Annotated in this window: 39 protein-coding genes; 2 read left to right on the top strand and 37 right to left on the bottom strand. The window is 47.2% G+C overall.

The window, feature by feature from the left end:
- Nucleotides 1-164: 164 nt before the first annotated feature.
- Nucleotides 165-398, bottom strand: a complete 234-nt coding sequence (locus HPY31_RS27620) for a hypothetical protein (RefSeq protein WP_012684012.1) — start codon at nt 396-398, stop codon at nt 165-167.
- A 115-nt stretch (nt 399-513) separates the two neighbouring features.
- On the bottom strand, nt 514-1,167 hold the full coding sequence (locus HPY31_RS27625; protein ID WP_172143215.1) for a stage II sporulation protein M: 654 nt from the start codon (nt 1,165-1,167) through the stop codon (nt 514-516).
- A gap of 124 nt (nt 1,168-1,291) precedes the next feature.
- On the opposite strand from HPY31_RS27625, the gene pdaB reads away from it, so the two are divergent.
- A complete protein-coding gene (gene pdaB, locus HPY31_RS27630; protein ID WP_172143216.1) occupies nt 1,292-2,062 on the top strand; it encodes a polysaccharide deacetylase family sporulation protein PdaB in 771 nt (256 codons plus the stop codon).
- A 26-nt stretch (nt 2,063-2,088) separates the two neighbouring features.
- Here the strand turns inward: pdaB and HPY31_RS27635 are convergent, their stop codons facing one another.
- Nucleotides 2,089-2,676, bottom strand: coding sequence for a KinB-signaling pathway activation protein (locus HPY31_RS27635; protein ID WP_172143217.1), 588 nt, complete (start codon nt 2,674-2,676; stop codon nt 2,089-2,091).
- A gap of 125 nt (nt 2,677-2,801) precedes the next feature.
- Between HPY31_RS27635 and gerD the strand changes: the two genes are divergently transcribed.
- Nucleotides 2,802-3,446 carry a spore germination lipoprotein GerD gene (gene gerD, locus HPY31_RS27640; protein ID WP_172143218.1) on the top strand — a complete coding sequence of 215 codons (645 nt, stop codon included), beginning with the start codon at nt 2,802-2,804 and terminating at the stop codon, nt 3,444-3,446.
- Nucleotides 3,447-3,498: 52 nt separating this feature from the next.
- On the opposite strand, the gene HPY31_RS27645 is transcribed toward gerD, so the two are convergent.
- From HPY31_RS27645 to rplB, 34 genes are all read right to left on the bottom strand, one after another.
- On the bottom strand, nt 3,499-4,611 hold the full coding sequence (locus HPY31_RS27645) for a P-loop NTPase (protein WP_016742835.1): 1,113 nt from the start codon (nt 4,609-4,611) through the stop codon (nt 3,499-3,501).
- 111 nt (nt 4,612-4,722) lie between these two features.
- Nucleotides 4,723-5,439 (bottom strand): N-acetylmuramoyl-L-alanine amidase CwlD, encoded by a 717-nt coding sequence (cwlD, locus tag HPY31_RS27650; RefSeq protein ID WP_137031380.1) that lies wholly within the window; start codon nt 5,437-5,439, stop codon nt 4,723-4,725.
- A 124-nt stretch (nt 5,440-5,563) separates the two neighbouring features.
- On the bottom strand, nt 5,564-5,956 hold the full coding sequence (rpsI, locus tag HPY31_RS27655; RefSeq protein ID WP_005828788.1) for a 30S ribosomal protein S9: 393 nt from the start codon (nt 5,954-5,956) through the stop codon (nt 5,564-5,566).
- A 20-nt stretch (nt 5,957-5,976) separates the two neighbouring features.
- A complete protein-coding gene (gene rplM / locus HPY31_RS27660; protein ID WP_012684005.1) occupies nt 5,977-6,414 on the bottom strand; it encodes a 50S ribosomal protein L13 in 438 nt (145 codons plus the stop codon).
- Between the two features lie 254 nt (nt 6,415-6,668).
- On the bottom strand, nt 6,669-7,403 hold the full coding sequence (gene truA / locus HPY31_RS27665; RefSeq protein ID WP_172143219.1) for a tRNA pseudouridine(38-40) synthase TruA: 735 nt from the start codon (nt 7,401-7,403) through the stop codon (nt 6,669-6,671).
- Nucleotides 7,400-8,197, bottom strand: coding sequence for an energy-coupling factor transporter transmembrane component T family protein (locus HPY31_RS27670; RefSeq protein ID WP_012684003.1), 798 nt, complete (start codon nt 8,195-8,197; stop codon nt 7,400-7,402). The genes truA and HPY31_RS27670 overlap by 4 nt, the downstream gene beginning before the upstream one ends.
- Nucleotides 8,198-8,199: 2 nt before the next feature.
- The gene (locus HPY31_RS27675) at nt 8,200-9,072 is read right to left on the bottom strand and encodes an energy-coupling factor transporter ATPase (RefSeq protein ID WP_172143220.1); all 873 of its coding nucleotides are present in this window, start codon (nt 9,070-9,072) and stop codon (nt 8,200-8,202) included.
- The gene (locus HPY31_RS27680; RefSeq protein WP_012684001.1) at nt 9,048-9,899 is read right to left on the bottom strand and encodes an energy-coupling factor transporter ATPase; all 852 of its coding nucleotides are present in this window, start codon (nt 9,897-9,899) and stop codon (nt 9,048-9,050) included. The genes HPY31_RS27675 and HPY31_RS27680 overlap by 25 nt, the downstream gene beginning before the upstream one ends.
- A gap of 168 nt (nt 9,900-10,067) precedes the next feature.
- A complete protein-coding gene (gene rplQ / locus HPY31_RS27685) occupies nt 10,068-10,427 on the bottom strand; it encodes a 50S ribosomal protein L17 (protein ID WP_012684000.1) in 360 nt (119 codons plus the stop codon).
- A gap of 56 nt (nt 10,428-10,483) precedes the next feature.
- The gene (locus HPY31_RS27690) at nt 10,484-11,428 is read right to left on the bottom strand and encodes a DNA-directed RNA polymerase subunit alpha (RefSeq protein ID WP_005828801.1); all 945 of its coding nucleotides are present in this window, start codon (nt 11,426-11,428) and stop codon (nt 10,484-10,486) included.
- Nucleotides 11,429-11,584: 156 nt separating this feature from the next.
- On the bottom strand, nt 11,585-11,986 hold the full coding sequence (rpsK, locus tag HPY31_RS27695; protein ID WP_005828803.1) for a 30S ribosomal protein S11: 402 nt from the start codon (nt 11,984-11,986) through the stop codon (nt 11,585-11,587).
- A gap of 16 nt (nt 11,987-12,002) precedes the next feature.
- Nucleotides 12,003-12,371, bottom strand: a complete 369-nt coding sequence (rpsM, locus tag HPY31_RS27700; protein WP_012683999.1) for a 30S ribosomal protein S13 — start codon at nt 12,369-12,371, stop codon at nt 12,003-12,005.
- Nucleotides 12,372-12,392: 21 nt separating this feature from the next.
- Nucleotides 12,393-12,506 (bottom strand): 50S ribosomal protein L36, encoded by a 114-nt coding sequence (gene rpmJ, locus HPY31_RS27705; protein ID WP_003333770.1) that lies wholly within the window; start codon nt 12,504-12,506, stop codon nt 12,393-12,395.
- 34 nt (nt 12,507-12,540) lie between these two features.
- Entirely contained in the window at nt 12,541-12,759 is a 219-nt protein-coding gene (gene infA / locus HPY31_RS27710) for a translation initiation factor IF-1 (protein WP_003333772.1), read from the bottom strand.
- A 118-nt stretch (nt 12,760-12,877) separates the two neighbouring features.
- On the bottom strand, nt 12,878-13,624 hold the full coding sequence (map, locus tag HPY31_RS27715; protein WP_012683998.1) for a type I methionyl aminopeptidase: 747 nt from the start codon (nt 13,622-13,624) through the stop codon (nt 12,878-12,880).
- A 6-nt stretch (nt 13,625-13,630) separates the two neighbouring features.
- The gene (locus tag HPY31_RS27720) at nt 13,631-14,275 is read right to left on the bottom strand and encodes an adenylate kinase (RefSeq protein WP_012683997.1); all 645 of its coding nucleotides are present in this window, start codon (nt 14,273-14,275) and stop codon (nt 13,631-13,633) included.
- A gap of 60 nt (nt 14,276-14,335) precedes the next feature.
- Entirely contained in the window at nt 14,336-15,631 is a 1,296-nt protein-coding gene (secY, locus tag HPY31_RS27725) for a preprotein translocase subunit SecY (protein ID WP_172143221.1), read from the bottom strand.
- The gene (gene rplO / locus HPY31_RS27730) at nt 15,631-16,071 is read right to left on the bottom strand and encodes a 50S ribosomal protein L15 (RefSeq protein ID WP_007716272.1); all 441 of its coding nucleotides are present in this window, start codon (nt 16,069-16,071) and stop codon (nt 15,631-15,633) included. The genes secY and rplO overlap by 1 nt, the downstream gene beginning before the upstream one ends.
- Before the next feature lie 33 nt (nt 16,072-16,104).
- Nucleotides 16,105-16,290 (bottom strand): 50S ribosomal protein L30, encoded by a 186-nt coding sequence (gene rpmD / locus HPY31_RS27735; RefSeq protein WP_012683995.1) that lies wholly within the window; start codon nt 16,288-16,290, stop codon nt 16,105-16,107.
- A gap of 16 nt (nt 16,291-16,306) precedes the next feature.
- Entirely contained in the window at nt 16,307-16,804 is a 498-nt protein-coding gene (rpsE, locus tag HPY31_RS27740; protein WP_007716268.1) for a 30S ribosomal protein S5, read from the bottom strand.
- 18 nt (nt 16,805-16,822) lie between these two features.
- Nucleotides 16,823-17,185: a 50S ribosomal protein L18 gene (rplR, locus tag HPY31_RS27745; RefSeq protein ID WP_012683994.1), complete on the bottom strand. Its 363-nt coding sequence runs from the start codon at nt 17,183-17,185 to the stop codon at nt 16,823-16,825.
- 32 nt (nt 17,186-17,217) lie between these two features.
- The gene (gene rplF, locus HPY31_RS27750; RefSeq protein WP_016742843.1) at nt 17,218-17,754 is read right to left on the bottom strand and encodes a 50S ribosomal protein L6; all 537 of its coding nucleotides are present in this window, start codon (nt 17,752-17,754) and stop codon (nt 17,218-17,220) included.
- A gap of 35 nt (nt 17,755-17,789) precedes the next feature.
- Nucleotides 17,790-18,188, bottom strand: coding sequence for a 30S ribosomal protein S8 (gene rpsH / locus HPY31_RS27755; RefSeq protein ID WP_012683992.1), 399 nt, complete (start codon nt 18,186-18,188; stop codon nt 17,790-17,792).
- 27 nt (nt 18,189-18,215) lie between these two features.
- The gene (locus HPY31_RS27760) at nt 18,216-18,401 is read right to left on the bottom strand and encodes a type Z 30S ribosomal protein S14 (RefSeq protein WP_007716256.1); all 186 of its coding nucleotides are present in this window, start codon (nt 18,399-18,401) and stop codon (nt 18,216-18,218) included.
- Nucleotides 18,402-18,425: 24 nt separating this feature from the next.
- Complete coding sequence (gene rplE / locus HPY31_RS27765; protein WP_012683991.1) at nt 18,426-18,968, bottom strand: 50S ribosomal protein L5; 543 nt, start codon at nt 18,966-18,968, stop codon at nt 18,426-18,428.
- Nucleotides 18,969-18,994: 26 nt separating this feature from the next.
- Nucleotides 18,995-19,309, bottom strand: coding sequence for a 50S ribosomal protein L24 (gene rplX / locus HPY31_RS27770; RefSeq protein WP_007716253.1), 315 nt, complete (start codon nt 19,307-19,309; stop codon nt 18,995-18,997).
- A 49-nt stretch (nt 19,310-19,358) separates the two neighbouring features.
- Entirely contained in the window at nt 19,359-19,727 is a 369-nt protein-coding gene (rplN, locus tag HPY31_RS27775; protein WP_012683990.1) for a 50S ribosomal protein L14, read from the bottom strand.
- A 41-nt stretch (nt 19,728-19,768) separates the two neighbouring features.
- Nucleotides 19,769-20,035: a 30S ribosomal protein S17 gene (rpsQ, locus tag HPY31_RS27780; protein WP_012683989.1), complete on the bottom strand. Its 267-nt coding sequence runs from the start codon at nt 20,033-20,035 to the stop codon at nt 19,769-19,771.
- Between the two features lie 22 nt (nt 20,036-20,057).
- Nucleotides 20,058-20,255, bottom strand: a complete 198-nt coding sequence (gene rpmC / locus HPY31_RS27785) for a 50S ribosomal protein L29 (RefSeq protein WP_012683988.1) — start codon at nt 20,253-20,255, stop codon at nt 20,058-20,060.
- On the bottom strand, nt 20,245-20,679 hold the full coding sequence (gene rplP, locus HPY31_RS27790) for a 50S ribosomal protein L16 (protein WP_007716249.1): 435 nt from the start codon (nt 20,677-20,679) through the stop codon (nt 20,245-20,247). The genes rpmC and rplP overlap by 11 nt, the downstream gene beginning before the upstream one ends.
- A 2-nt stretch (nt 20,680-20,681) precedes the next feature.
- Nucleotides 20,682-21,344, bottom strand: coding sequence for a 30S ribosomal protein S3 (gene rpsC / locus HPY31_RS27795; protein WP_012683987.1), 663 nt, complete (start codon nt 21,342-21,344; stop codon nt 20,682-20,684).
- 13 nt (nt 21,345-21,357) lie between these two features.
- A complete protein-coding gene (gene rplV / locus HPY31_RS27800; RefSeq protein WP_012683986.1) occupies nt 21,358-21,690 on the bottom strand; it encodes a 50S ribosomal protein L22 in 333 nt (110 codons plus the stop codon).
- 29 nt (nt 21,691-21,719) lie between these two features.
- The gene (gene rpsS / locus HPY31_RS27805; RefSeq protein ID WP_007716246.1) at nt 21,720-22,001 is read right to left on the bottom strand and encodes a 30S ribosomal protein S19; all 282 of its coding nucleotides are present in this window, start codon (nt 21,999-22,001) and stop codon (nt 21,720-21,722) included.
- Nucleotides 22,002-22,050: 49 nt separating this feature from the next.
- Nucleotides 22,051-22,881 (bottom strand): 50S ribosomal protein L2, encoded by an 831-nt coding sequence (gene rplB, locus HPY31_RS27810; protein WP_012683985.1) that lies wholly within the window; start codon nt 22,879-22,881, stop codon nt 22,051-22,053.
- Nucleotides 22,882-22,898 lie beyond the last annotated feature (17 nt).

Raw genomic sequence — 22,898 nt, forward strand, 5'->3', positions numbered from 1 at the left:
GGCAAATCATTTAATGATAGACTCATTAACGCTTTCGCTGTTCAGTTTTCAAGGAGCAATTTCCTGTCCTCAGTGTTCATCGTTATTTGTGATGGCGTCTTAAGGACAAGAACTAATCTATCACGTTACCTATCTTTGAGTCAATATGTTTTTTAAAAAAGATTTTAAGTATAATGCTCCTCCCCAAGTTTTCTGCGTCTGACATACTTGGATAACTCATTGGGAGAGGCGATTCTTGCGTACATGCGAAACATGATGGAGTACCTCTCCTCCATGGCCCGCTTCACTAGATGATCAATTCGTTTATCGCTAAAATCAAGGAGCATCTCTTCCAGCTCACGTTTTAACAAGTATTCAAGTTCCTGTACTTCTTTCGTATTGAACAAAAACCCTAGCAACGATATCGCCCTCCGCCTTACGAGTCTCTCCTCTATCCTTTCCATCAAAATTCAGCCCTATTCAAAATAAAAAGCCCTCCGTTTAGGAAGGCTTCAATTTGTTTGCAAATCTGAATTATTTCAGTAAGTTCAATTGCTGAAGTTGTTGGCCCATCGTTTCCTTGAGAAGGGTTGGCGTTATCGTGCTCTCCACAATGGCAGCGACGAATAACAGAACGACCACAGTAAGAACCGCTAATGGAAATTGCTTGAGTGTATCGTACCAGTCATTTTTCAATCGTGCCAGCTTTTGCGGTTGGATTAGAACTCCCACTGAGCGTAAACTCAGCACTCCTAAACGAATACCAACTCCCGCTGCAAACAGGATAGCTGGGAGCTCAAAAATTCCATGTGGCAAAATCCCTGCACTAAAAATAAGCCATGGACTTACTCCAACCCCGCTGTATTTGAAAAAGATAAATCCAAGCAGCACTCCATTCGTGAGCATTCCAATTATGGGAAACAATGCAAACAATATTCCTAGCGCCATCATCATCAATGCACTGAAAACATTATTGGAAAAAATCGTCCAGAATACCGCTAAAGGTCCGCCGCCGTTATCCTTTATCCGTTCAGCAATTTCCTTCAATTGGCCCATCATTTTACCGACCATCTCTTCAACGAGCGGTGCTTGAAAATACCCAATCAAGGCACCACCCAAAAATAGTAAGCATGCGGCGAAGAAATAGTTTCGGTTATCAAGCCATAAATGCCGCAATCGATTGCCCATGCACCACACCCCTTTACTGCCTCATAATTCACTATATGCATTGTACCTCAACAATAGCCAACAGGCCAAAGAATATCCTTGTCTTCCTTGCATAAACTGTTATCGGACAAAGGAGGTACTATCCATGAAATTCATTTACGTGATCAGCGCGAAACGATTAAAGCAAATCTTAATTATCGTCGCGGCCATCGTGCTAACAGCCGGATTTGGTTATGCGGAACGCGATTCAATTGCTGCCTTTGCTGAAGGTGCCAGCACGCAAGCCCCCCAAGCTATTTATAAGGTCGACACCAAAGAAAAGAGAATCGCCCTTACCTTTGATATCAGCTGGGGAGAGACACGAGCATTACCGATACTGGATGTGCTGAAAGAAAAAAAGGTAAACAAAGCGACCTTTTTCCTCTCCTCTCCTTGGAGTCAACGACATCCAGACATCTTGAAACGAATCAAAGAGGATGGCTTAGAAATTGGTTCGCACGGTCACAAGCATGATAACTACACCAAATACTCCGATGAAGAAATTCGCTCCCAAATGGGTAAAGCGGACTCCATTTTAACCGAAATGACTGGAAAAAAACCAACGCTTATTCGGATGCCCAATGGTGATTTTGACAAACGAGTGCTGGAAATCGCGAATCGTATGGGTTATTCTGTCATCCAATGGGATACAGACTCAAAAGATTGGACCAATCCGGGAACAGATGTGATCATCAATAATGTATTATCGAAAGCTCATCCAGGCGACATCGTCCTGATGCACGCGAGCGATTCTGCAAAAGATACACATCTCGCCCTCCCAGTGATCATTGATCGACTTCGCAAGGATGGCTATGAATTTGTTACGGTATCTGAACTCATTTCGGGTACAAGTGTAGAAAGCAAAGAAGTTCACTAAAACAAAAAAAGCTGACCTTCATTGGGTCAGCTTTCTCTTTTTACCAGACGATGCAACTGCATGACTTGCCAGACGTTACAAAATAATAGTGGGACGAGCATGGACAGTGTTGCACGCACATTATCTTCCTTCAATGCTGGAATCCATTCCAGTGCCGTAACAACAAACATAAAGAAGGTCGTCGGTATCCATGCAGATTTATTAGTCAGACTTACTTTTCCATAGGCGGTAACAATAGCAACAATCAATAATAGCGTTGGCTCGATAAAGTACAGGCCAAATCCTTTTCCTTCACCGAAGGACGTATAGCGAAGATAAATCATATCGAAAAAGACAAACAAAATAAGAAATACTTGGACGCTTTTCCATAGGGAAGCCGTTTTGAATATTGTTTTGGCGAAATAATTAATTGTCATATACGCAAAAAAACCCATCTGAGCCACAATGCTAATGGTCATTCCATACAGTAGGTACATGAACAAGCCGACAAAAAAGTTACCGGTGCTTCCTCCAAGCAGCTTATCCAGATCAAAAATTAGGGCAACCAGGATCCCACCTAATCCCCCAAGCAAGAGCGTGGTAATAAAAAGCCATCCATACTTACGCAAACTCACCAAGTATTCCCTCCCATCCACATCGAATATGATTGTACCAATGGATACAAGAAAATACTAGCGTAAGAACAAAACAAAATGCACACGTTACTTGTAGGCAGAGTAAAGAAGGAGGTGTCCACCCCATGAGAAAAAAGACGATGTCTTTTTGGTTAACCGCTCTTGTCTGTCTGGTTCTTACCAGTTGCGGGGGTGGCGGACAAGCGCAAAGTTCGTCTCAGCCTGATTATAAAAGCGTCAAAGACATGGTGCTGGACATATTGCAGACGGACGAAGCGAAGCAATCTGTAGGGAAAATGATGAAGGATGACAAGTTCAAACAAAACCTGATGCTGGACGAGTCGACAGTGCGGACAACTTTGATTCAAAGCATGACGAATCCCAATAACACGCATATCAAAGAAGCGTTTAAAGACCCTAAGTTCGCAAGCGCCATGGCAAAATCCATGAAAAATGAACAAAAAACCCTAATGAAGGACCTAATGAAGGACCCTGAATACCAAAAAGAGCTCATAAGCGTAATGAAAGACCCTGAGTTTGAGAAAAATTTGATGGACCTGATGAAAAGCTCAGCCTATCGACAGCAAACCATGCAAGTGATGAAGGATTCCTTGCAAAGTCCTTTGTTCCAGGCTGAACTTATGAAGATCATGACCAAAGTATCCGAGGACATGACAAAACCTAAGGAACTGAAGCCGAAGAAAAAAGGTAAAGGAAAAGAAGGTAAAGGTGGAGGTTCTTCCGGTGGAGGCAGCGGTAAATCTTCTTAAAACACAAAGGTGAGCTCTATTGTAGAGCCCACCTTTTTCATCTTCTTTGATTTTATTGTTTGACGGCTTCCCCGCATTTTTCTATGACACGTTTGGCCATATCGATGTAAAGCTGACCAATTTCGGTCTTTTCTCCATAGATGGATGGGGAATAATCTGGTTCAGATGGATGATTATCCGGTTGTCCCAGCGGAATTTGAGCGAGCAGCTCACATGTCAATGTCTCAGCAAGCTTAGCTCCTCCACCACGCCCGAATACGTATTCTTTCGAACCATCTTTTGCTTCGTACCATGCCATATTTTCCACAATACCAAGGATTTCATGACCGGTCCGCTTTGCCATAGCGCCTGCCCGTGCTGCTACAAACGCTGCAGTAGCATGAGGAGTCGTTACCACAATCTCCATGCTTTGCGGAATCATGGTGTGCACGTCGAGGGCCATATCCCCCGTTCCTGGAGGCAAGTCCAGCAAGAGGTAGTCCAATTCTTCGCCCCAGTGTACTTCCGTGAAAAAGTTACGCAGCATTTTCCCCAACATAGGGCCACGCCAAATGATCGGAGAGTTATCCTCCACAAAAAAGCCCATGGACATAACTTTTACGTTTTGCTTTTCAACAGGCAGAATGGTTTCGCCAATCACTGTTGGACGTTGTTCAATATTCATCATATCGGGCACGCTAAAGCCGTAAATGTCTGCGTCGATAATGCCCACTTTTTTTCCTAAACGCGCGAGCGCAACAGCCAGGTTCACTGTCACCGTCGATTTTCCGACGCCACCTTTTCCGGAAGTGACCGCGATAAAGGTCGTATTCGAATCCTTCGCCAAGATCGGATTCAAGACGGGTGCTTGTCCCGGTGTCATGTTATGTGTTTGCCCACCTTGATTCTTACGTAATTGGGCAGACAGAGCCGCACGTTCCTCATCTGTCATTGAACCGAATTGGAGGCGAACTTCTTCGGCTCCTAGCGCTTTCACAGCTGCGATGACATCATCCTCGATCTTGGCTTTGAGCGGACAACCCGAAATCGTCAGAACGACCGTGAGGCTTACTGTCTTGCCTTCAATATGGATATCCCGAATCATGTTGAGCTCGACCAAGCTACGATTTATTTCAGGGTCTTTTACATCGCGTAGTGCTTCGAGAACCTGTTCTCTGGTCAACATTCTGGTTCACCTCATCTATGATCTTTTCAAACATTTCCATGCTGGTATAACGACAGCGTATGCGCGTTCATTATAGCATATTCGGGCGGGCGGAACACGATCACCGCCCTCTTAAGGTGTAATTGGCGCTTTTTCTCCCGAATACTGACGCAGTATCCCTTGATAAATGGCATTTGCCATAGCCTTTTGGTATTCAACGCTCTGAAGTCGCTTTGCCTCCTCTGTATTGCTGACAAAGCCGACTTCTACCAAAACGGCCGGGCAGTTAACCTCCCGAATCAAGAACACATTGTTCGTCTTACTCGGAACCCGATCTGTATGACCGATCACCCGTTTGATTTCATCTTGTATCAAATAAGATACTTCTGCACTCTTTTTGAAGCTAGGGGAATAAAAAGTCTGTGCTCCTGACCATTTCGGAGAAGGGATGGAATTGACGTGTATGCTGACCAAAAAATCCGGTGTACTATCATTGACCAGCCTTACTCGGTTTCGAATATCCTCAGATTTTCGTTTGCGTGCCTGCGCCGCATCTGGACTCGCCAAATCCTTGTCTTCCTCCCTCGTCATAACTACAAACGCTCCTGACTGCTGAAGGAAATCCCGCAAGTACATGCTAATGGCCAAAGTCACTTCTTTCTCAACTACATCCCCGGCTTTGGAAACGGCACCGCCGTCTATTCCCCCATGCCCAGGGTCAATGGCTATGACCGTTCCCGTCAGTGGCAGCGACCATGCCTGCCAGGAAGAACGATCAGGTGCTTCGTAGGTGAACAACAGCATAAGCACGGCGAAAGCTAATATCCAGCCTACTCCTTTTCGTGTCACAGTGTATCGTCCCCTTTGTCCCATTCTCGTTCCATCATATGGACAAACATGGACAAATATACCCGTTTGTGAAAAGGAAAAACCCCCTGCCTGCGAACAGACAAGGGGTTGTATCGAACAGCAATTAGCGCTTGGAGAACTGAGGTGCGCGACGAGCTGCTTTCAAGCCGTATTTCTTACGCTCTTTCATACGAGGGTCGCGAGTCAGGAAGCCAGCGCGTTTCAGAGCGCCGCGCAGTTCCGGATCTGCTTTCAGCAGAGCGCGAGCAACGCCGTGACGGATTGCACCAGCTTGACCAGTGGTTCCGCCGCCGTTTACGTTAACCAATACATCGTAACGACCAAGAGTTTCAGTCAGAACGAGTGGTTGTTTTACGATCAATTTCAGTGTTTCCAAACCAAAGTAAGTATCCATTTCACGCTTGTTGATCACGATGCGACCTTCACCTGGAACCAGGCGAACGCGTGCTACGGAGTGCTTACGACGACCTGTACCGTAGTATTGTACTTGTGCCACGTATATTTCCTCCCTTTACCTTAACCGCGAATTTGCCAAACTTCTGGTTTTTGTGCTGCGTGTGGATGCTCAGTTCCAGCGTATACTTTCAGCTTGGTGAACATTTGACGTCCCAGGCTGTTTTTAGGCAGCATGCCTTTTACCGCCAGTTCGAACATACGATCTGGTCGCTTGTTCAGCATTGCGCCAGCAGTGGTTTTTTTCAAACCACCTGGATACAGGGAGTGAGTGTAGTAAATTTTGTCGTTCAGTTTGTTACCAGTCAATTTCACTTTGTCAGCGTTGATTACGATTACGAAATCGCCAGCGTCAACGTGAGGAGTGAATTCTGGTTTCAATTTTCCGCGCAGGATAGAAGCTACTTCGCTCGCCAGACGACCCAGCGTTTGGCCTTCAGCGTCAACGATGTACCATTTGCGCTCAACTTCGAGCGGTTTCGCCATATATGTGGTACGCATTTTTGTCCCTCCTAAATATCTTACCTAACACATATCCATCTACTTATAACCAAAACAACCGAAACTTGCAATGGAAGATAATTGCTGTTACGGGTGAGCAACTCTTCCAGGTGTTCCATGTAATCACGATCTTGTCTTTCAATCCCGGGGCTAGAGTGGGGCTAGGCGGGGTTAAAATACCAAGGAATATCGTACTACATAGACGCCCCATAGTCAAGTGCTGCTCGTTCGTCTAATAGTTGGAAATCTGAAAACTAGTAGACAACTTCCCACATGGTCAGACCCTTGGCTGGTGCTGTCTTACCTGCCTTTTCCCGATCACATGCGGCGAGGATTTCCCTCAGTTCAGCAGGGTTTCTTTTTCCTTGCCCTACTTCAACCAAAGTCCCCACAATAATTCGAACCATGTTGTACAAAAAACCGTTGCCTCGGCATGTCACCCAAACCTCGTCTCCGATTTTTTCCACGGAGAGCCCGTACACAGTCCGAACCTTGTCCTCGACGTATGTCTTTGCCGAGCAAAAGGAAGTAAAATCATGTTCACCCACCAAATAATGAGCAGCCTGCTGCATTGCGTCTACATCTAACGGAAACCGGACATGGTCGGCGTAACGATGCCGGAATACATCTGCCACTGGATTGTTGTCGATACAATATCGATATTCTTTTACTTGCACGTCAAAACGCGCATGAAAAGAGGCATCGACCTCTTCGACTGTCCGAATGACAATAGAATCAGGCAATTGATTGTTCAACACAAACCGCCATTTATCCATCGGAATGTTGCTCGACGTGTCAAAGTGAATCACTTGACCGCGTGCATGAACACCCGCATCTGTCCGGCCTGAACCGAAGACTTGGATATCCTCTCCGGTAACCCGATTCAATGCGGCTTCAATTTCCCCCTGCACCGTTACTTGATCTGGCTGTACCTGAAAACCGCTGAAGTCAGTTCCGTCATATGCCAATACACATCGCAGTCGCTTCATGTACGCCACCATCCAATCACGATTACCAAGATCACACTCACAACAGCTACGATTCCATCACGCCAAGTGAACGTCAGCTTATTCAGCCTCGTTCTCCCCACTCCTCCGCGATAGCCACGCGCTTCCATCGCCAAAGCCAGTTCTTCAGCACGCCGAAACGCACTAACGAATAAAGGAATAGCAATCGGAATCAGGTTCTTGGCTCTGCGCACGAGACTTCCACTGGTGAAATTGGCTCCTCTGGCGGTCTGCGCCTTGATGATTTTATCCGTTTCTTCCATCAGGGTCGGAATGAACCGGAGTGCAATAGACATCATCAGGGCTATATCATGAACCGGTATGCCGATCTTCCCTAGTGGTCCTAGTAAACGCTCCAAACCCTCCGTCAAATCGATTGGAGAGGTTGTCAGTGTTAGCAGGGAACTAATGAGAATCAATAGTCCCAACCGCAAAGAAATGAAGATCGCCTGGCGAACTCCCTGTTCTTCTACTGTAAACCATCCCCACTGAAAGTAAACCGTTCCGCCTTTTGTGATAAAAATATGCAAGACTACGGTAAACAGAATCAGGATCCAGACAGGCTTTAAGCTTTTTAATATATAGGACAAGGAAAGCCTAGAAAGAAGTGCAGCATACAAGGTAAAACCAATGAGTATGGCGTACGTAACCGTATTGTTAGCCAGAAAAATCAAGGTAGCAAAAAGAATGATGAAAAGAAGCTTGCTTCGCGGATCTGCACGATGTAAAAAAGATTGCCCTGGTACGTATTGACCAATTGCGATATTCTGCAGCATGCCTAGCCCTCCTTTGGTACGGACAGTCGTTCCAGCAGATGGGCAATCAGCTCTTCCTCCCGATAAAGGGAGCTCGGCAGACTAGCCTTGTCCGGCAGCATTTGATTCATTTGCGATACGAGAGCCACCGTTTCCGGTACATCCAAAGACAGCTCTCGGAGACGATCCACATGCATGAATACTTCCTCCGGCTTCCCCTGCAAAGCTACTTGACCTTGTGCCATCACAAGCAAATAGTCTGCATAGCGGGCTGCCTCTTCCATGCTGTGCGTGACCAATAGTGTCGTAAGGTTTTGTTCCCGATGAATCCGGTAGATCCCTTCAAGAATCGTGACTCGTCCCGCAGGATCAAGACCCGCAGTTGGTTCATCCAATACCAGAACCTTCGGCTGCATGGCAAGAACACCAGCCAAAGCAACACGTCGCATTTGCCCGCCACTCAAATGAAACGGCGAGCGATCCTTGATTGTGGCATAATCCAGGCCAACAATTTCAAGGGATTCCTTTACGCGCGCTTCCACCATTTCAGCTGGTAAGTCAAAATTGAGCGGCCCAAAAGCAACATCCTTCGCAACCGTTTCTTCAAACAACTGATGTTCAGGATATTGAAAGACGAGCCCAATATCGCGCCTCTGAGCATGGGGTAATCGCCGCTTTGGAGTAATGACCGCATCACCCAGGGTAATCTGCCCTGAACTAGGCATCAGCAACCCGTTCAAGTGCTGAATCAGCGTTGACTTACCTGAGCCCGTGTGGCCAATAATTCCGACAAACGAACCGGATGGAATCGTCAGCGAAATATTGTGTAAGGCAACTCGCTCGAACGGTGTTCCCTTTGCGTAGATATGGCTTACTTGGTCAAAAGTAATTTGCATACGTGCTCCACCAGCTCCTCTTGATGCAGGACAAACGGTAAATCAATCCCTTTGGACTGAAGTGCATGTCGCAGTCGTACGGCAAATGGCACATCCAGTCCCACCTGTTTCAAACGATCTACCTCATTAAACACTTCACTCGGCTTACCTTCCATTAGGACTTCACCCGCATTCATGACGATGACCTTATCCGAATAGATGGCTTCTTCCGGAAAGTGAGTAATGTTTATGATCGTGAGTCCCTCATCCCGGTTCAGTTGACGAGCCAGGTTCAGCACTTCCATTCTCCCTTGTGGATCAAGCATCGCTGTCGCTTCATCCAAGATGATGACAGAAGGACGCATTGCCATAATCCCTGCAATCGCCACTCGTTGTTTTTGACCACCAGACAGACGATGTGGTTGTGCTTGTAAATAAGACTCCATCCCTACAGAAACGAGCGCCTCATCGATACGATCTCGCATCTCTTTGGGGTCCACACCCATGTTCTCTAGGCCAAAGGCGACATCATCTTCCACAGTAGCCCCAACAATCTGATTGTCCGGATTCTGAAAGACCATGCCAACATGTCGTCGAATTTCCCAAAGCTGCTCCCCATCTTTCGTATCCATTCCACTGATAAGTACTGTGCCGCCTTCTGGAAGCAACAGAGCATTCATCAGCTTTGCCATCGTTGATTTGCCGGAACCGTTGTGACCCAGTACGGATACAAAGGAACCTTTTTGAATGGTAAGGTCAACACCTTGTAATACCGGAACCCGTTGGCCATCCTCACCATCGTAGGTATAAGAAACATCTCGCAATGCCAGCAGGTTATCTTCATTCATGAGGCATTCACAACCTCCCCAGCCTTCACAGGGATCTGACTAGCAGGATTTCGAAGAGAAAGGAAAAAAGGGTTGAATCAGAGTCCAGCCTATGACCAGATCTGCCCCCACCCTTTTCGCGGTAATCTACCAGGCTTACAACCTGAGTAAATGACCAGTTTACATGTATTAAACGAATTCGATGTACGCCATTGGAGCAGCGTCGCCACGGCGAGGGCCGGCTTTCAGGATACGAGTGTATCCACCGTTGCGCTCTTTGAAGCGAGGAGCGATTTCATCGAACAGTTTTTGAACAGCATCGCGGCCTTCAGCATTCGCAACTTCTTTGCGAACGAAAGCAGCAACTTGACGGCGAGCATGCAGATCGCCACGTTTCGCGAGCGTGATCATTTTTTCAGCGATTGGGCGCAATTCTTTCGCCTTCATCTCTGTAGTTTCGATGCGCTCGTTGATGATCAGGTCTGTTACCAAGTCGCGGAACAGCGCTTTACGAGCTGAGCTACGACGACCCAATTTACGTTGTGCCATGTGGTTTACCTCCCTCTTAATCGAGAGAACAAAAGTTTGCTTCTTGGTTTGCTACTCTAGTCGTCGCTGCGCAGGGACAGGCCCAGTTCAGCTAACTTTTCTTGAACTTCTTCAAGAGATTTGCGCCCCAGATTGCGTACTTTCATCATGTCCTCTTCGGTCTTCTGCGTCAGCTCTTGCACGGTATTAATACCGGCACGCTTCAAGCAGTTGTAGGAACGAACAGAAAGATCGAGCTCTTCGATAGTCATCTCCAAGACTTTCTCTTTCTTGTCCTCTTCCTTCTCTACCATGATTTCTGCATCCTTCGCCTCGTCAGTCAGACCGACGAACAGGTTCAGGTGCTCCGTCATGATTTTTGCGCCGAGACTCACGGCTTCTTCCGGACTGATGCTACCGTTAGTCCAAACCTCAAGTGTTAACTTGTCATAGTTGGTCATTTGCCCTACACGGGTATTTTCCACTTGATAGTTAACGCGCTTGATCGGCGTGTAGATCGAATCAATCGGAATCACACCAATAGGCAGATCCTCAGATTTGTTTCCATCAGATTGAACATAACCACGACCACGTCCAGCTGTCATGCGGATATGCAGACGACCGCCATTGGCCAACGTTGCAATATGAAGATCAGGGTTTAAGACCTCCACATCACTGTCAGCACGGATATCTCCCGCTTTGACAACGCCTTCGCCTTCTGCATCGATCTCGATTACTTTTTCTTCATCGGAATGGATCTTCAGCGCCAAGCCTTTGATGTTCAGGATGATCTCGGTTACATCTTCAACGACGCCTTCAACCGTAGAGAATTCGTGAAGAACCCCATCGATTTGAACAGTACGAACTGCCGCGCCTGGCAAGGACGAAAGAAGAATTCGTCTCAGCGAGTTGCCAAGGGTAGTTCCGTATCCGCGCTCTAGAGGTTCTACAACAAACTTTCCATACGAGTTGTCGTCGCTAACTTCCACAACCTCGATTTTTGGTTTTTCTATTTCTATCATTAAACAAACCCTCCTTCAAAACGTCGAAATCCTTGGGTGGGCCGCATACGTGCCCACTCAGGAATTTCCCCGGCGGTTTACCGTTTGCGTGCATGACAAGCTATAAATCAGAATTTACCATTCTAGTATGGACATGTTCTGAACGATATAAACCAGTTACACGCGGCGACGTTTTGGTGGACGGCAACCGTTGTGCGGAATTGGCGTCACGTCTTTAATCATGTTCACTTCAAGACCAGTTGCTTGCAGGGAACGGATCGCAGCTTCACGACCTGCACCTGGGCCTTTTACCGATACTTCAAGGGAACGCATGCCGTGTTCCATAGCAACGCGTGCAGCCGCTTCAGCAGCCATTTGCGCAGCAAATGGAGTGCTTTTACGGGAGCCTTTGAAGCCGAGGGAACCAGCACTGGACCAAGAGATCGCGTTACCGTGTGGATCCGTGATTGTGACGATCGTATTGTTGAAAGTAGAACGGATGTGTGCTACGCCGACTTCAACATTTTTACGGTCACGACGACGGGTACGTGTTGCTGTAGCTTGTTTTCTTTTCGCCATGTCAGATTACCCTCCTTTACTTCTTCTTGTTTGCTACTGTACGGCGTGGACCTTTACGCGTACGAGCATTTGTTTTAGAACGTTGACCGCGAACTGGAAGTCCACGACGATGGCGGATGCCACGGAAGCAACCGATTTCCATCAGACGCTTGATGTTGAGGGAGATCTCACGACGGAGGTCACCTTCTACCTTCACAGTTTTGTCGATGTACTCACGAAGTTTGTTCACTTCATCTTCTGTCAGATCGCGAACACGAGTGTTCATATCTACGCCAGTAGCGGACAGAATTTTTTGAGACGTGGGGCGGCCAATACCAAAAATGTAGGTAAGAGCAACTTCAACGCGTTTTTCGCGCGGCAAGTCTACGCCTGCAATACGTGCCATGTGTCAAAAGCACCTCCTTGTTTACCCTTGTTTTTGCTTATGCTTCGGATTTTCACAAATAACCATTACGTTACCTTTGCGACGGATAACCTTGCATTTCTCGCAGATCGGTTTAACCGAAGGTCTCACTTTCATGGTTCTTGCCTCCCTTTTCTAGGGGTTTTGCTTACTATTTATAGCGGTACGTAATACGTCCGCGGGTTAAGTCGTACGGCGACAGTTCAACAGTTACTTTATCCCCCGGCAGGATACGGATAAAGTGCATGCGGATTTTTCCTGAGACGTGAGCAAGGACTTTATGTCCATTCTCTAATTCTACTCGAAACATAGCATTTGGCAAAGGTTCGATTACCGTACCTTCCACCTCAATTACATCATCTTTTGCCATGGTAAACTCTCCTTTCTTCTGCTCTTCAGTCGGACCATGAGTTTTGCGAAATGATCACACAACGAACTTATCGTCGACACGTTGGACGACAATCCCGAATCGTTCGGAACTACCGTTTTTATGTCCGTGTAAAAATCTCATAGCCATCTTCCGTAATCGCGATGGTGTGTTCAAAATGAGCACAAGTTTTCCGATCCACTGTTACTACCGTCCAATTGTCCTCCAATGTGCGGACATAACGTTCGCCGGCATTTACCATTGGCTCAATTGCCAACACCATGCCTGGTTTTAACCGTGGTCCTCGATCAGGAGGGCCGTAGTTAGGAACCTGCGGATCTTCGTGCAAGTTTTGCCCGATCCCATGCCCCACATACTCGCGAACGAGTGTGAAGTCGGCAGCTTCTGCATGAACCTGAATCGCATGAGAGATATCGGATAAGCGTCCACCTGGAACCGCTTTTTCAAGCCCCTTGTACAACGACTCTTCCGTTACTCTGAGTAGCTTCTGGTTTTCTGTTGAAATCTTACCGACCGGATACGTCCAAGCGGAGTCGCCATGATAACCCTGAAACTGGGCACCAATGTCGATACTGATAATGTCTCCTTCTTGTAACGCCCGTTTACCTGGGATCCCGTGTACGAGTTCTTCATTGACTGAAGCACAGATACTTCCTGGAAAGCCACCATAGCCTTTAAACGATGGAATTGCTCCCATGCTTCGAATAAAGGTCTCGGCAATTTCGTCTAGCTGCTTCGTCGTGACACCAGGCTTGATCGCCTTGGCCAGTTCTTGATGGGTGAGTGCGACGATACGACCAGCTTCGCGCATAACCTCAAGTTCTGCTTTCGACTTTAGGATAATCATTCGCAATTACCCTCGCAACAAAGACTTAATTTCCGCAAACACTACCTGGATATCTTGTTCTCCATCGATATCTCGCAGAAGTTCCTGTGCGGAGTAGTAGTCGATAAGTGGCTGTGTTTGAGCGATATTCACGTCAAGGCGTTGTGTTACCACTTCGATCTTGTCGTCTTCACGCTGATACAGCTTACCACCATCTTTATCACATACGCCAGCCTCTTTTGGAGGATTGAACATCGTGTGATAGCTAGCACCGCAAACAGGGCAGATCCAGCGACCGGTCAGACGTTCAATCAATTGCTCGCGTTGAACGTTGATGTTAATTACATGGTCAATTTCGCGTCCCAGCTCTTTTACTGTAGCTGTCAACGCTTCCGCCTGAGGAACTGTGCGCGGAAAACCATCTAAGAGGAATCCCTTTGCGCAGTCATCCATCGAAAGGCGCTCCCGCACAATACCAATGACAACCTCGTCTGGGACGAGATGACCTTTATCCATGTAGGATTTAGCCTCTAGTCCGAGCGGCGTTTCGTTTTTGACCGCAGCTCGGAACATGTCGCCAGTCGAAATGTGCGGGATGTCAAACTCTTTTACGATACGTTCTGCCTGTGTCCCTTTACCGGCTCCAGGCAGTCCCATCAGAATTATATTCACGTCCATTCCCTCCGTCCCATCAAAAAAGCTACAGAAGCTTTTCTGTAAACATCTAAGTCATTACTTGATAAACCCTTGGTAGTGGCGTTTGATCATTTGACTTTCAATCTGCTTCATTGTATCCAAGCTTACCCCAACCACGATCAACAGCGATGTACCACCGATGTAAATGGATTGTGGCAAGTTTGCAAGACTACCGAAGAAGAATGGCAATATCGCAATAATCATCAAGAACAAAGCGCCCGCCAATGTTAACCGGTTTAATGTACGAGTAATGAATACCTCAGTGTTTTTACCAGGTCGGATACCAGGAATGTAACCGCCATTTTTTCTCATGTTTTCTGCCATTTGTACAGGGTTGATCTGTACGAATGTGTAGAAATAGGTGAATCCGAGAATCAAGATAGCGTAAAGCGTCATTCCTAATGGTTTGTTGACTTGGAAGTTCTGATAAATCCAGTTAGCAAATCCTTGTCCGGATGCATCCACCCAGAACTGAGCAATCGTTGACGGGAACATTACCAGCGATACCGCAAAGATAACAGGAATAACACCAGCAGAGTTGATTTTCAGCGGAATGTGGGTAGATTGACCACCGTACATTTTGCGTCCAACCACTCGTTTCGCATATTGCACTGGAATCTTACGAAGGCCTTGCTGCATAAAGATAACCCCGACAATGATGGCGAGGATCACCAAAAGGATAAGCAGAACTTTGACGACGCTGAAGAATACGTTTTGAGATGGGTCAGCGAACTGTGTTGTGTAAATCGTCGTAATCCCTTGCGGAATGTTAGCGACGATCCCACCAACGATCAGGATCGAAATCCCGTTACCGATACCCTTCTCCGTAATCTGTTCCCCCATCCACATCATGAATGCGGTCCCAGCTGTCAAAGTCAACGCAATGAGTGCATAGCTGCTAGCCGACGTGTCGTTTAGCAAACCAGGCGCCATATTGTTGAATCCAATCGTCATCCCTACAGACTGAATCAAACCAAGGATAATTGTAGCGTAACGGGTAACGGTGGCAATCTTGCGACGACCAACTTCCCCTTCACGAGCCCATTGCGTAAGCTTAGGCACAACATCCATGGACATCAGCTGCATGATAATCGATGCCGTAATGTACGGCATGATACCCATGGCAAAAATCGAGAAGTTATGCAGTGCTCCACCTGAGAAGGTGTTCAACAAGCCAAGTAATTGGTTTGTGTTCTCCTGAAACAACGCGACATTTACGTTAGGAACTGGCACATAGCTTCCGATCCGGAAAACAACCAGCATCATGAGCGTAAAAAGGATTTTGCGACGAAGGTCGCTAATTTTGAAAATGTTAGTTAAGGACGCTAACATTAGATCACCTCGGTCGTTCCACCGACTTGTGCGATCTTCTCAGCAGCAGCTCCGGAGAACTTGTGAGCTTTTACAGTCAGCTTCACAGTCAGTTCACCGTTAGCAAGAACCTTAACACCGTCGCGCAGCGCGCTGATAACACCAGTTTCTTTCAACAGCTCAGGTGTTACTACAGTGCCCTCTTCGAAACGGTTCAGCGCGTCCAAGCTAACAATCGCAAATTCCTTGCGGCTGATGTTAGTGAAACCACGCTTAGGCAGACGACGGTACAATGGGTTTTGACCACCCTCGAAACCTGGGCGTACGCCGCCACCGGAACGAGCGTTTTGACCTTTGTGACCTTTACCAGCAGTTTTGCCAGTACCGCTACCAATACCGCGACCGATGCGCTTACGAGTGTGACGGGATCCTTCTGCAGGTTGCAGTTCATGCAATTTCATACGTTGCACCTCCTAACTAATTGAGATGTTCAATTAAGCTTCTACTTCTTTCACTTCTACCAAGTGCTTCACTTTGAAAACCATTCCACGAATTGCAGGATTATCTTCCTTCACTACAGTGGAGTTGATTTTGCGAAGACCCAGAGCTTTTACAGTGTCTTGCTGATCTACAGTACGACCGATCAGGCTGCGTTTGAGGGTGATTTGCAATTTTGCCATGTTCATTCCCTCCTTATTAACCCAACAACTCGTCAACAGTCTTACCGCGCAATTTCGCGACATCTTCCGCTGTTTTCAGACGACCGAGGCCTTCCAGCGTAGCGTTGACCATGTTGATAGGATTGTTGGAACCAAGAGACTTACTCAAGATATCGCCTACACCAGCCAGTTCGAGTACGGCACGAACAGGTCCACCAGCGATAACACCTGTACCAGGGGCAGCAGGCTTGATGAGAACCTTACCAGCGCCGAATTGGCACAGTACTTGGTGCGGAACAGTCGTTCCTCTCATCGGTACACGGATCAATTTTTTCTTAGCATCGTCAATCGCTTTGCGAATGGCGTCTGGAACTTCTTGAGCTTTACCCATACCAGCACCTACGTGGCCGTTACGGTCTCCCACAACAACCAAGGCGCTGAAGCTCATACGACGTCCACCTTTAACCGTTTTTGCTACACGGTTAACTGCGACTACTTTTTCTTCGAGCTCTAATTTGCTAGGGTCGATACGCATTCCTTACCCTCCTTGTTGTTAGAATTGCAGACCAGCTTCACGAGCTGCTTCTGCCAGTGCTTTAATACGTCCATGATAGATGTAACCACCGCGGTCAAAAATCACTTCAGTCGCACCTTTTTCTTGTGCACGCTTAGCGATCAGTGTGCCAACAGCTGTAGCAGCTTCCACGTTAGCGCCATTATTCAGGCCCAGCTCTTTATCCAAAGAAGATGCAGATACCAGTGTTACGCCAGTTGCATCGTCAATCAATTGAGCGTAGATGTGCTTAGAAGAACGGAATACGTTCAGACGTGGGCGAATGGTAGTACCAATCACACGTTTGCGGATTCGCAGGTGACGTTTTTTCCGAGCTTTGTTTTTATCAGCTTTCGTAAACATTAAGCGGCCTCCTTTCTCATGAAGCTAGAAGCTTATTTACCTTTTTTACCTTCTTTACGACGAACAACTTCATTGCTGTACTTGATACCTTTACCTTTGTATGGCTCAGGTTTACGCAGAGAACGGATTTCAGCGGCAATTTGGCCTACGCGCTCTTTGTTAATACCTTTTACCACCAAAGTGGTTTGGTTTGGTACATCAATTTCGATACCCTCTTCTGGAGTAACTTCCACTGGGTGGGAGAAACCAAGAGAGAGAGTAACACCGTTGCCGGACTTAGCAGCACGGTAACCTACACCGACCAGTTCCAGGGTACGAGTGAAGCCTTCAGATACGCCAGTTACCATGTTGGATACCAGCGCACGAGTCGTACCATGCAGGGAACGGTGAAGTTTGTTATCGCTTGGACGCTCAATGATTACTTCGTTTTCAGCGATGTTGATTTTGATATCTTCATGGAAGCTACGAACGAGTTGACCCTTAGGGCCTTTTACCGTCAGCTCAGTACCGTTCAGAGTGAGGGTAACGCCTGCAGGGACCACGATCGGTTTTCTACCGACACGAGACATGTGGTGCACCTCCTGTGCTATTTACAATCTGTTAATTACCAAATGTATGCGAGAACCTCTCCACCTACGTGAGCTTGACGAGCTTGCTTGTCAGTCATTACACCAGTGGATGTAGAGATGATCGCGCAACCGAGACCACCCAAAACCTTAGGTACTTCATTGTTCTTTGCATAAACACGAAGTCCTGGCTTGGAGATACGTTTCAGACCTGTGATAACACGCTCGTTGCCTGCACCATATTTCAGGAATACACGGATGATTCCTTGTTTGTTGTCTTCAACAAACTCCGCATCGCGGATGAAGCCTTCTTCTTTCAGAATGCGCGCGATTTCCTTCTTGATGGTGGACGCCGGGATTTCCACTTTCTCGTGGCGAACCATGTTGGCGTTACGAATTCGTGTCAACATATCTGCGATTGGATCAGTCATAACCATGAGAGAAAACCTCCTTCCCGTTTCAAATTACCAGCTTGCTTTTTTCACGCCTGGAATTTGACCTTTATAAGCAAGTTCACGGAAGCAAATACGGCAGAGTTTAAATTTGCGCAATACGGAGTGAGGACGTCCGCAACGCTCGCAACGTGTGTACGCGCGTACTGCAAACTTCGGCTCCCGCTGTTGCTTGATGATCATTGATTTCTTTGCCACATTCTTCCCTCCTTACGAGTGGGTTTATTTACGGAATGGCATACCCATTTGAGTCAGCAACTCACGAGCTTCCTCATCCGTTTTCGCGGAAGTAACAACAACGATGTCCATACCGCGAACTTTATCAATTTTATCGTACTCGATCTCAGGGAAGATCAGTTGTTCCTTCAGACCAAGTGTGTAGTTACCGCGTCCGTCAAAAGCCTTGGAAGAAATTCCACGGAAGTCACGAACACGTGGGAGAGATACGTTCATCAATTTGTCGAGGAAGTGGTACATACGCTCGCCGCGCAGAGTAACCTTCGCACCGATCGGCATACCTTCACGCAATTTGAAACCCGCGATGGATTTCTTAGCCTTTGTTACTACAGGCTTTTGACCAGCGATGATTTGCAGGTCTTCAATTGCAGTATCCAAGGACTTAGCGTTCGCTACCGCTTCGCCAACACCCATATTGATGATGATCTTTTCTACTTTCGGCACTTGCATGATGGAAGTATAGTTGAACTTGCTCATCAAGCTAGGCACGATTTCGCTCGTATACTTTTCTTTCAATCTTGTTGCCATCTAGGATATCCTCCTTTCCAACCTGACTACTTGTCGAGTACTTCGCCAGACTTTTTCGCGTACCGAACTTTCTTGCCGTTATCCAAAACTTTGTAACCGATGCGAGTAGCTTTTCCGGACTTCGGATCGATCAAAGATACGTTGGATACGTGAATAGCTGCTTCTTGAGTCACAATGCCACCTTGCGGGTTAGCTTGGGACGGACGGCTATGTTTCTTCACGAGGTTGATACCTTCAACCAGAACGCGTTCTTTCTTTGGATAAGCAGCGAGAACGCGACCTTTTTTGCCTTTATCTTTGCCCGCATTTACGATAACAGTGTCGCCTTTTTTAACGTGCATCGCTTGGTGCACCTCCTATCGAACAAACTGCCTGAGTTTTGCCGTTCAATTAGATAACCTCTGGAGCCAGAGAGATGATCTTCATGAAATCCTTATCGCGGAGCTCACGAGCCACAGGTCCAAAGATACGAGTACCACGTGGGGATTGATCGTCTTTGATAACTACAGCTGCATTTTCATCGAAACGGATGTAAGAACCATCGTTACGACGAACGCCACTTACTGTGCGTACTACTACCGCTTTAACTACTTGACCTTTCTTGACAACGCCGCCGGGTGTAGCGGATTTTACGGAGCACACGATAACATCACCGATGTTCGCCGTTTTACGACCGGAACCACCCAGAACCTTGATGCACATGAGTTCCTTTGCACCGGAGTTGTCAGCAACAGCCAATCTCGTCTGAGTTTGGATCATTTACTGTTCCTCCTTTCGGAATTAATATCCGAAAATCTGACTTATACGATTACTGCCTCTTCGACGATACGTACCAAACGGAAACGCTTGTCTTTAGACAATGGACGAGTTTCCATGATTTCTACGATGTCGCCCACTTTTGCCGTGTTGTTCTCGTCGTGAGCCTTGAACTTTTTCGAGAATTTCATGCGTTTGCCGTACAAAGGATGTGTCTTGTAAGTTTCAACAAGAACAACAATGGTTTTATCCATCTTGTCGGAAACAACGCGACCTACAACTGTTCGACGCATATTGCGATCTGCGGTCATCGTTCAAACCTCCTTCCTATAATTAACCGATTCCCAATTCTCTCTGGCGCAGGACGGTTTTCGCACGAGCAATATCCTTACGCACTTGTTTAATACGAGATGTGGTTTCGAGTTGACCCGTAGCCAGCTGGAAACGAAGGTTGAACAACTCTTCTTTCAAAGAAGTAACGTTTTGTTCGATCTCGGCAGTGGTCAAATTACGGTACTCATTAGCCTTCATGTGCGTCACCACCCACTTCTTCACGCTTCACGAACTTGCACTTGATTGGCAGTTTGTGCATAGCCAGACGCATAGCTTCGCGAGCGACTTCTTCAGGAACACCAGCAAGTTCGAACATGATCTTGCCTGGCTTCACTACCGCTACCCATTTCTCAGGAGAACCTTTACCGGAACCCATGCGGACTTCAAGCGGTTTTTGTGTTACTGGTTTATCAGGGAAAATTTTGATCCAAACCTTACCACCACGTTTGATGTAACGAGTCATCGCGATACGAGCTGCCTCGATCTGACGGTTAGTTACCCAAGATGGTTCCATTGCTTGCAATCCGTATTCACCGAACGCAACAGTAGTACCGCCTTTTGCGTTACCAGCCATTTTCCCGCGGTGTTGTTTACGGTGTTTCACGCGTTTTGGCGTCAACATGATTACTTGCCTCCTTCCTCAGTAGCGACGTTCTTTCTCGCTGGAAGGACTTCTCCACGATAGATCCACACTTTAACACCGATGCGACCATAAGTGGTATGTGCTTCAGCAGTACCGTAGTCGATGTCAGCGCGCAATGTGTGAAGTGGAACAGTACCTTCGCTGTAACCTTCAGAACGTGCGATGTCCGCGCCGCCAAGACGACCGCTTACCAAGGTTTTGATACCTTTAGCACCAGAGCGCAGCGTACGAGTGATCGATTGCTTTTGCGCACGGCGGAAAGAAATGCGGTTTTCCAATTGGCGTGCAATATTTTCAGCTACCAGAGTAGCATCCAGATCCGGACGTTTGATTTCGTTGATATTGATATGAACGCGTTTGCCAGTCAGATCAGTCAGGGTTTTGCGCAGAGTTTCAACCTCTGAACCACCTTTACCAATTACCATACCAGGCTTAGCGGTGTGAATCGTAACGTTCACGCGATTAGCTGCGCGTTCGATTTCGATCGTGGATACAGCAGCATCTTTCAGACGCCCTTTTACATACTTGCGGATTTTCAAGTCTTCGTGCAACAGAGTTGCGAAGTCCTTGTCAGCGTACCATTTGGACTCCCAGTCACGAATGACACCGATCCGAAGACCTACCGGGCTTACCTTTTGACCCACACGTAATCCCTCCTTATTTCTCGTTTAGTACCACTGTGATGTGGCTCGTGCGTTTATGGATGCGGCTAGCGCGACCCATAGCGCGCGGACGGAAACGCTTCAACGTAGGACCTTGGTCTACGAAGACTTTACCCACTACGAGGCTGTTTGGATCCATCTCATAGTTGTGCTCAGCGTTTGCAATAGCCGACTTCAGGAGTTTTTCAACAACTGGAGAAGCTGCCTTTGGCGTGTGTTTCAAGATCGCCAAAGCTTCACCTACTTGCTTGCCTCTGATCAAGTCTACCACCAGGCGGACTTTACGAGACGCGATGCGAATGTTGCGTGCAACTGCTTTTGCTTCCATCTTTGTACCTCCTCTCTGTCAAGAGAAAATTAGCGCTTCTTGGACTTCTTGTCGTTGTCGACGTGACCCTTGAAGGTACGAGTTGGTGCGAATTCACCCAATTTATGACCAACCATGTCTTCCGATACGTAAACTGGTACATGTTTGCGGCCATCGTAAACTGCAAACGTGTGTCCTACGAAATCAGGGAAGATGGTGGAACGGCGAGACCAAGTTTTGATCACGCGTTTCTCGTTCTTTTCATTTTGCTCGTCAACTTTTTTCATCAAGTGGTCATCCACGAAAGGACCCTTTTTTAAGCTACGTCCCATTAGTGAACCTCCCTTCGCCAAAGGCGTTCGGTTATAGTATCAGCCTACCTTACTTCTTGCGGCGGCGGATGATGTATTGGTCGGACTTGTTCTTCTTCTTGCGAGTCTTGAGACCCAGGGTTGGTTTACCCCAAGGAGTAACAGGAGCCTTACGACCGATTGGAGCGCGACCTTCACCACCACCGTGTGGGTGATCGTTAGGGTTCATTACGCTACCGCGAACAGTTGGACGAATACCCAACCAGCGGGAACGTCCTGCTTTACCGATGTTCAGCAATTCGTGATCCAGGTTACCTACTTGACCGATAGTAGCGCGGCATACGTTGTGGATGCGGCGAGTTTCACCGGAAGACAGGCGAACGATTACGAACTCACCATCACGACCAAGCAATTGAGCAGATGTACCAGCAGCGCGCACCAATTGGCCGCCTTTACCAGGTTTCAGCTCGATGTTGTGGATGGTAGTACCTACCGGGATTTTCTCCATTGGCAGTGCGTTACCGATTTTGATGTCGGCATCTGCTCCGGATACGATCTGGTCGCCCACTTTCAGGTTGTGTGGAGCGATAATGTAACGCTTTTCACCGTCTGCATAGTTGATCAGCGCGATGTTAGCGGAACGGTTTGGATCGTATTCAATGGTTGCTACGCGACCAATGATACCATCTTTGTTACGTTTGAAGTCGATAATACGGTATTTACGTTTATGACCGCCACCTTGATGACGAACGGTAATTCTACCTTGGTTGTTGCGACCAGCTTTTTTGCTGAGAGGCGCCAACAAGGATTTTTCGGGAGTCGACGTGGTGATCTCCTCGAAAGTAGAAACCGTCATTTGGCGACGACCAGGAGAAGTCGGTTTAAACTTTTTGATACCCATGTTAATACCCTCCTTTT

Source organism: Brevibacillus sp. HB1.3, from assembly GCF_013186635.1.
GTDB lineage: Bacteria > Bacillota > Bacilli > Brevibacillales > Brevibacillaceae > Brevibacillus > Brevibacillus brevis_D.

Coding starts and splice junctions, on each gene's coding strand:
- rpsS (WP_007716246.1), bottom strand. CDS start 22,001: ATGGGACGTAGCTTAAAAAAGGGTCCTTTCGTGGATGACCACTTGATG.
- rplV (WP_012683986.1), bottom strand. CDS start 21,690: ATGGAAGCAAAAGCAGTTGCACGCAACATTCGCATCGCGTCTCGTAAA.
- rpsM (WP_012683999.1), bottom strand. CDS start 12,371: ATGGCACGTATTGCAGGCGTAGACTTGCCGCGCGAAAAACGCGTTGAA.
- map (WP_012683998.1), bottom strand. CDS start 13,624: ATGATTATCCTAAAGTCGAAAGCAGAACTTGAGGTTATGCGCGAAGCT.
- rpsK (WP_005828803.1), bottom strand. CDS start 11,986: ATGGCGAAAAGAAAACAAGCTACAGCAACACGTACCCGTCGTCGTGAC.
- rpsE (WP_007716268.1), bottom strand. CDS start 16,804: ATGCGTATCGACCCTAGCAAATTAGAGCTCGAAGAAAAAGTAGTCGCA.
- rplE (WP_012683991.1), bottom strand. CDS start 18,968: ATGGCAACAAGATTGAAAGAAAAGTATACGAGCGAAATCGTGCCTAGC.
- rpmJ (WP_003333770.1), bottom strand. CDS start 12,506: ATGAAAGTGAGACCTTCGGTTAAACCGATCTGCGAGAAATGCAAGGTT.
- HPY31_RS27625 (WP_172143215.1), bottom strand. CDS start 1,167: ATGGGCAATCGATTGCGGCATTTATGGCTTGATAACCGAAACTATTTC.
- rpsQ (WP_012683989.1), bottom strand. CDS start 20,035: ATGACCGCAGATCGCAATATGCGTCGAACAGTTGTAGGTCGCGTTGTT.
- rpmD (WP_012683995.1), bottom strand. CDS start 16,290: ATGGCAAAATTGCAAATCACCCTCAAACGCAGCCTGATCGGTCGTACT.
- infA (WP_003333772.1), bottom strand. CDS start 12,759: ATGGCAAAAGATGATGTAATTGAGGTGGAAGGTACGGTAATCGAACCT.
- rplQ (WP_012684000.1), bottom strand. CDS start 10,427: ATGGCACAACGTAAATTGGGTCGTCGTAGCTCAGCTCGTAAAGCGCTG.
- rplR (WP_012683994.1), bottom strand. CDS start 17,185: ATGTTTACGAAAGCTGATAAAAACAAAGCTCGGAAAAAACGTCACCTG.
- rpmC (WP_012683988.1), bottom strand. CDS start 20,255: ATGAAGGCTAATGAGTACCGTAATTTGACCACTGCCGAGATCGAACAA.
- HPY31_RS27670 (WP_012684003.1), bottom strand. CDS start 8,197: ATGCTGCAGAATATCGCAATTGGTCAATACGTACCAGGGCAATCTTTT.
- truA (WP_172143219.1), bottom strand. CDS start 7,403: ATGAAGCGACTGCGATGTGTATTGGCATATGACGGAACTGACTTCAGC.
- rpsH (WP_012683992.1), bottom strand. CDS start 18,188: ATGGTTATGACTGATCCAATCGCAGATATGTTGACACGAATTCGTAAC.
- rplM (WP_012684005.1), bottom strand. CDS start 6,414: ATGCGTACCACATATATGGCGAAACCGCTCGAAGTTGAGCGCAAATGG.
- rplO (WP_007716272.1), bottom strand. CDS start 16,071: ATGAAATTGCATGAACTGCAACCTGCAGAAGGATCCCGTCACACTCGT.
- pdaB (WP_172143216.1), top strand. CDS start 1,292: ATGAAATTCATTTACGTGATCAGCGCGAAACGATTAAAGCAAATCTTA.
- rplP (WP_007716249.1), bottom strand. CDS start 20,679: ATGTTGACGCCAAAACGCGTGAAACACCGTAAACAACACCGCGGGAAA.
- rplN (WP_012683990.1), bottom strand. CDS start 19,727: ATGATCCAAACTCAGACGAGATTGGCTGTTGCTGACAACTCCGGTGCA.
- HPY31_RS27645 (WP_016742835.1), bottom strand. CDS start 4,611: ATGTTGACCAGAGAACAGGTTCTCGAAGCACTACGCGATGTAAAAGAC.
- HPY31_RS27690 (WP_005828801.1), bottom strand. CDS start 11,428: ATGATAGAAATAGAAAAACCAAAAATCGAGGTTGTGGAAGTTAGCGAC.
- HPY31_RS27675 (WP_172143220.1), bottom strand. CDS start 9,072: ATGCAAATTACTTTTGACCAAGTAAGCCATATCTACGCAAAGGGAACA.
- rplF (WP_016742843.1), bottom strand. CDS start 17,754: ATGTCTCGTGTCGGTAGAAAACCGATCGTGGTCCCTGCAGGCGTTACC.
- secY (WP_172143221.1), bottom strand. CDS start 15,631: ATGTTAGCGTCCTTAACTAACATTTTCAAAATTAGCGACCTTCGTCGC.
- rplX (WP_007716253.1), bottom strand. CDS start 19,309: ATGCACGTTAAAAAAGGCGACACTGTTATCGTAAATGCGGGCAAAGAT.
- rplB (WP_012683985.1), bottom strand. CDS start 22,881: ATGGGTATCAAAAAGTTTAAACCGACTTCTCCTGGTCGTCGCCAAATG.
- HPY31_RS27680 (WP_012684001.1), bottom strand. CDS start 9,899: ATGAATGAAGATAACCTGCTGGCATTGCGAGATGTTTCTTATACCTAC.
- gerD (WP_172143218.1), top strand. CDS start 2,802: ATGAGAAAAAAGACGATGTCTTTTTGGTTAACCGCTCTTGTCTGTCTG.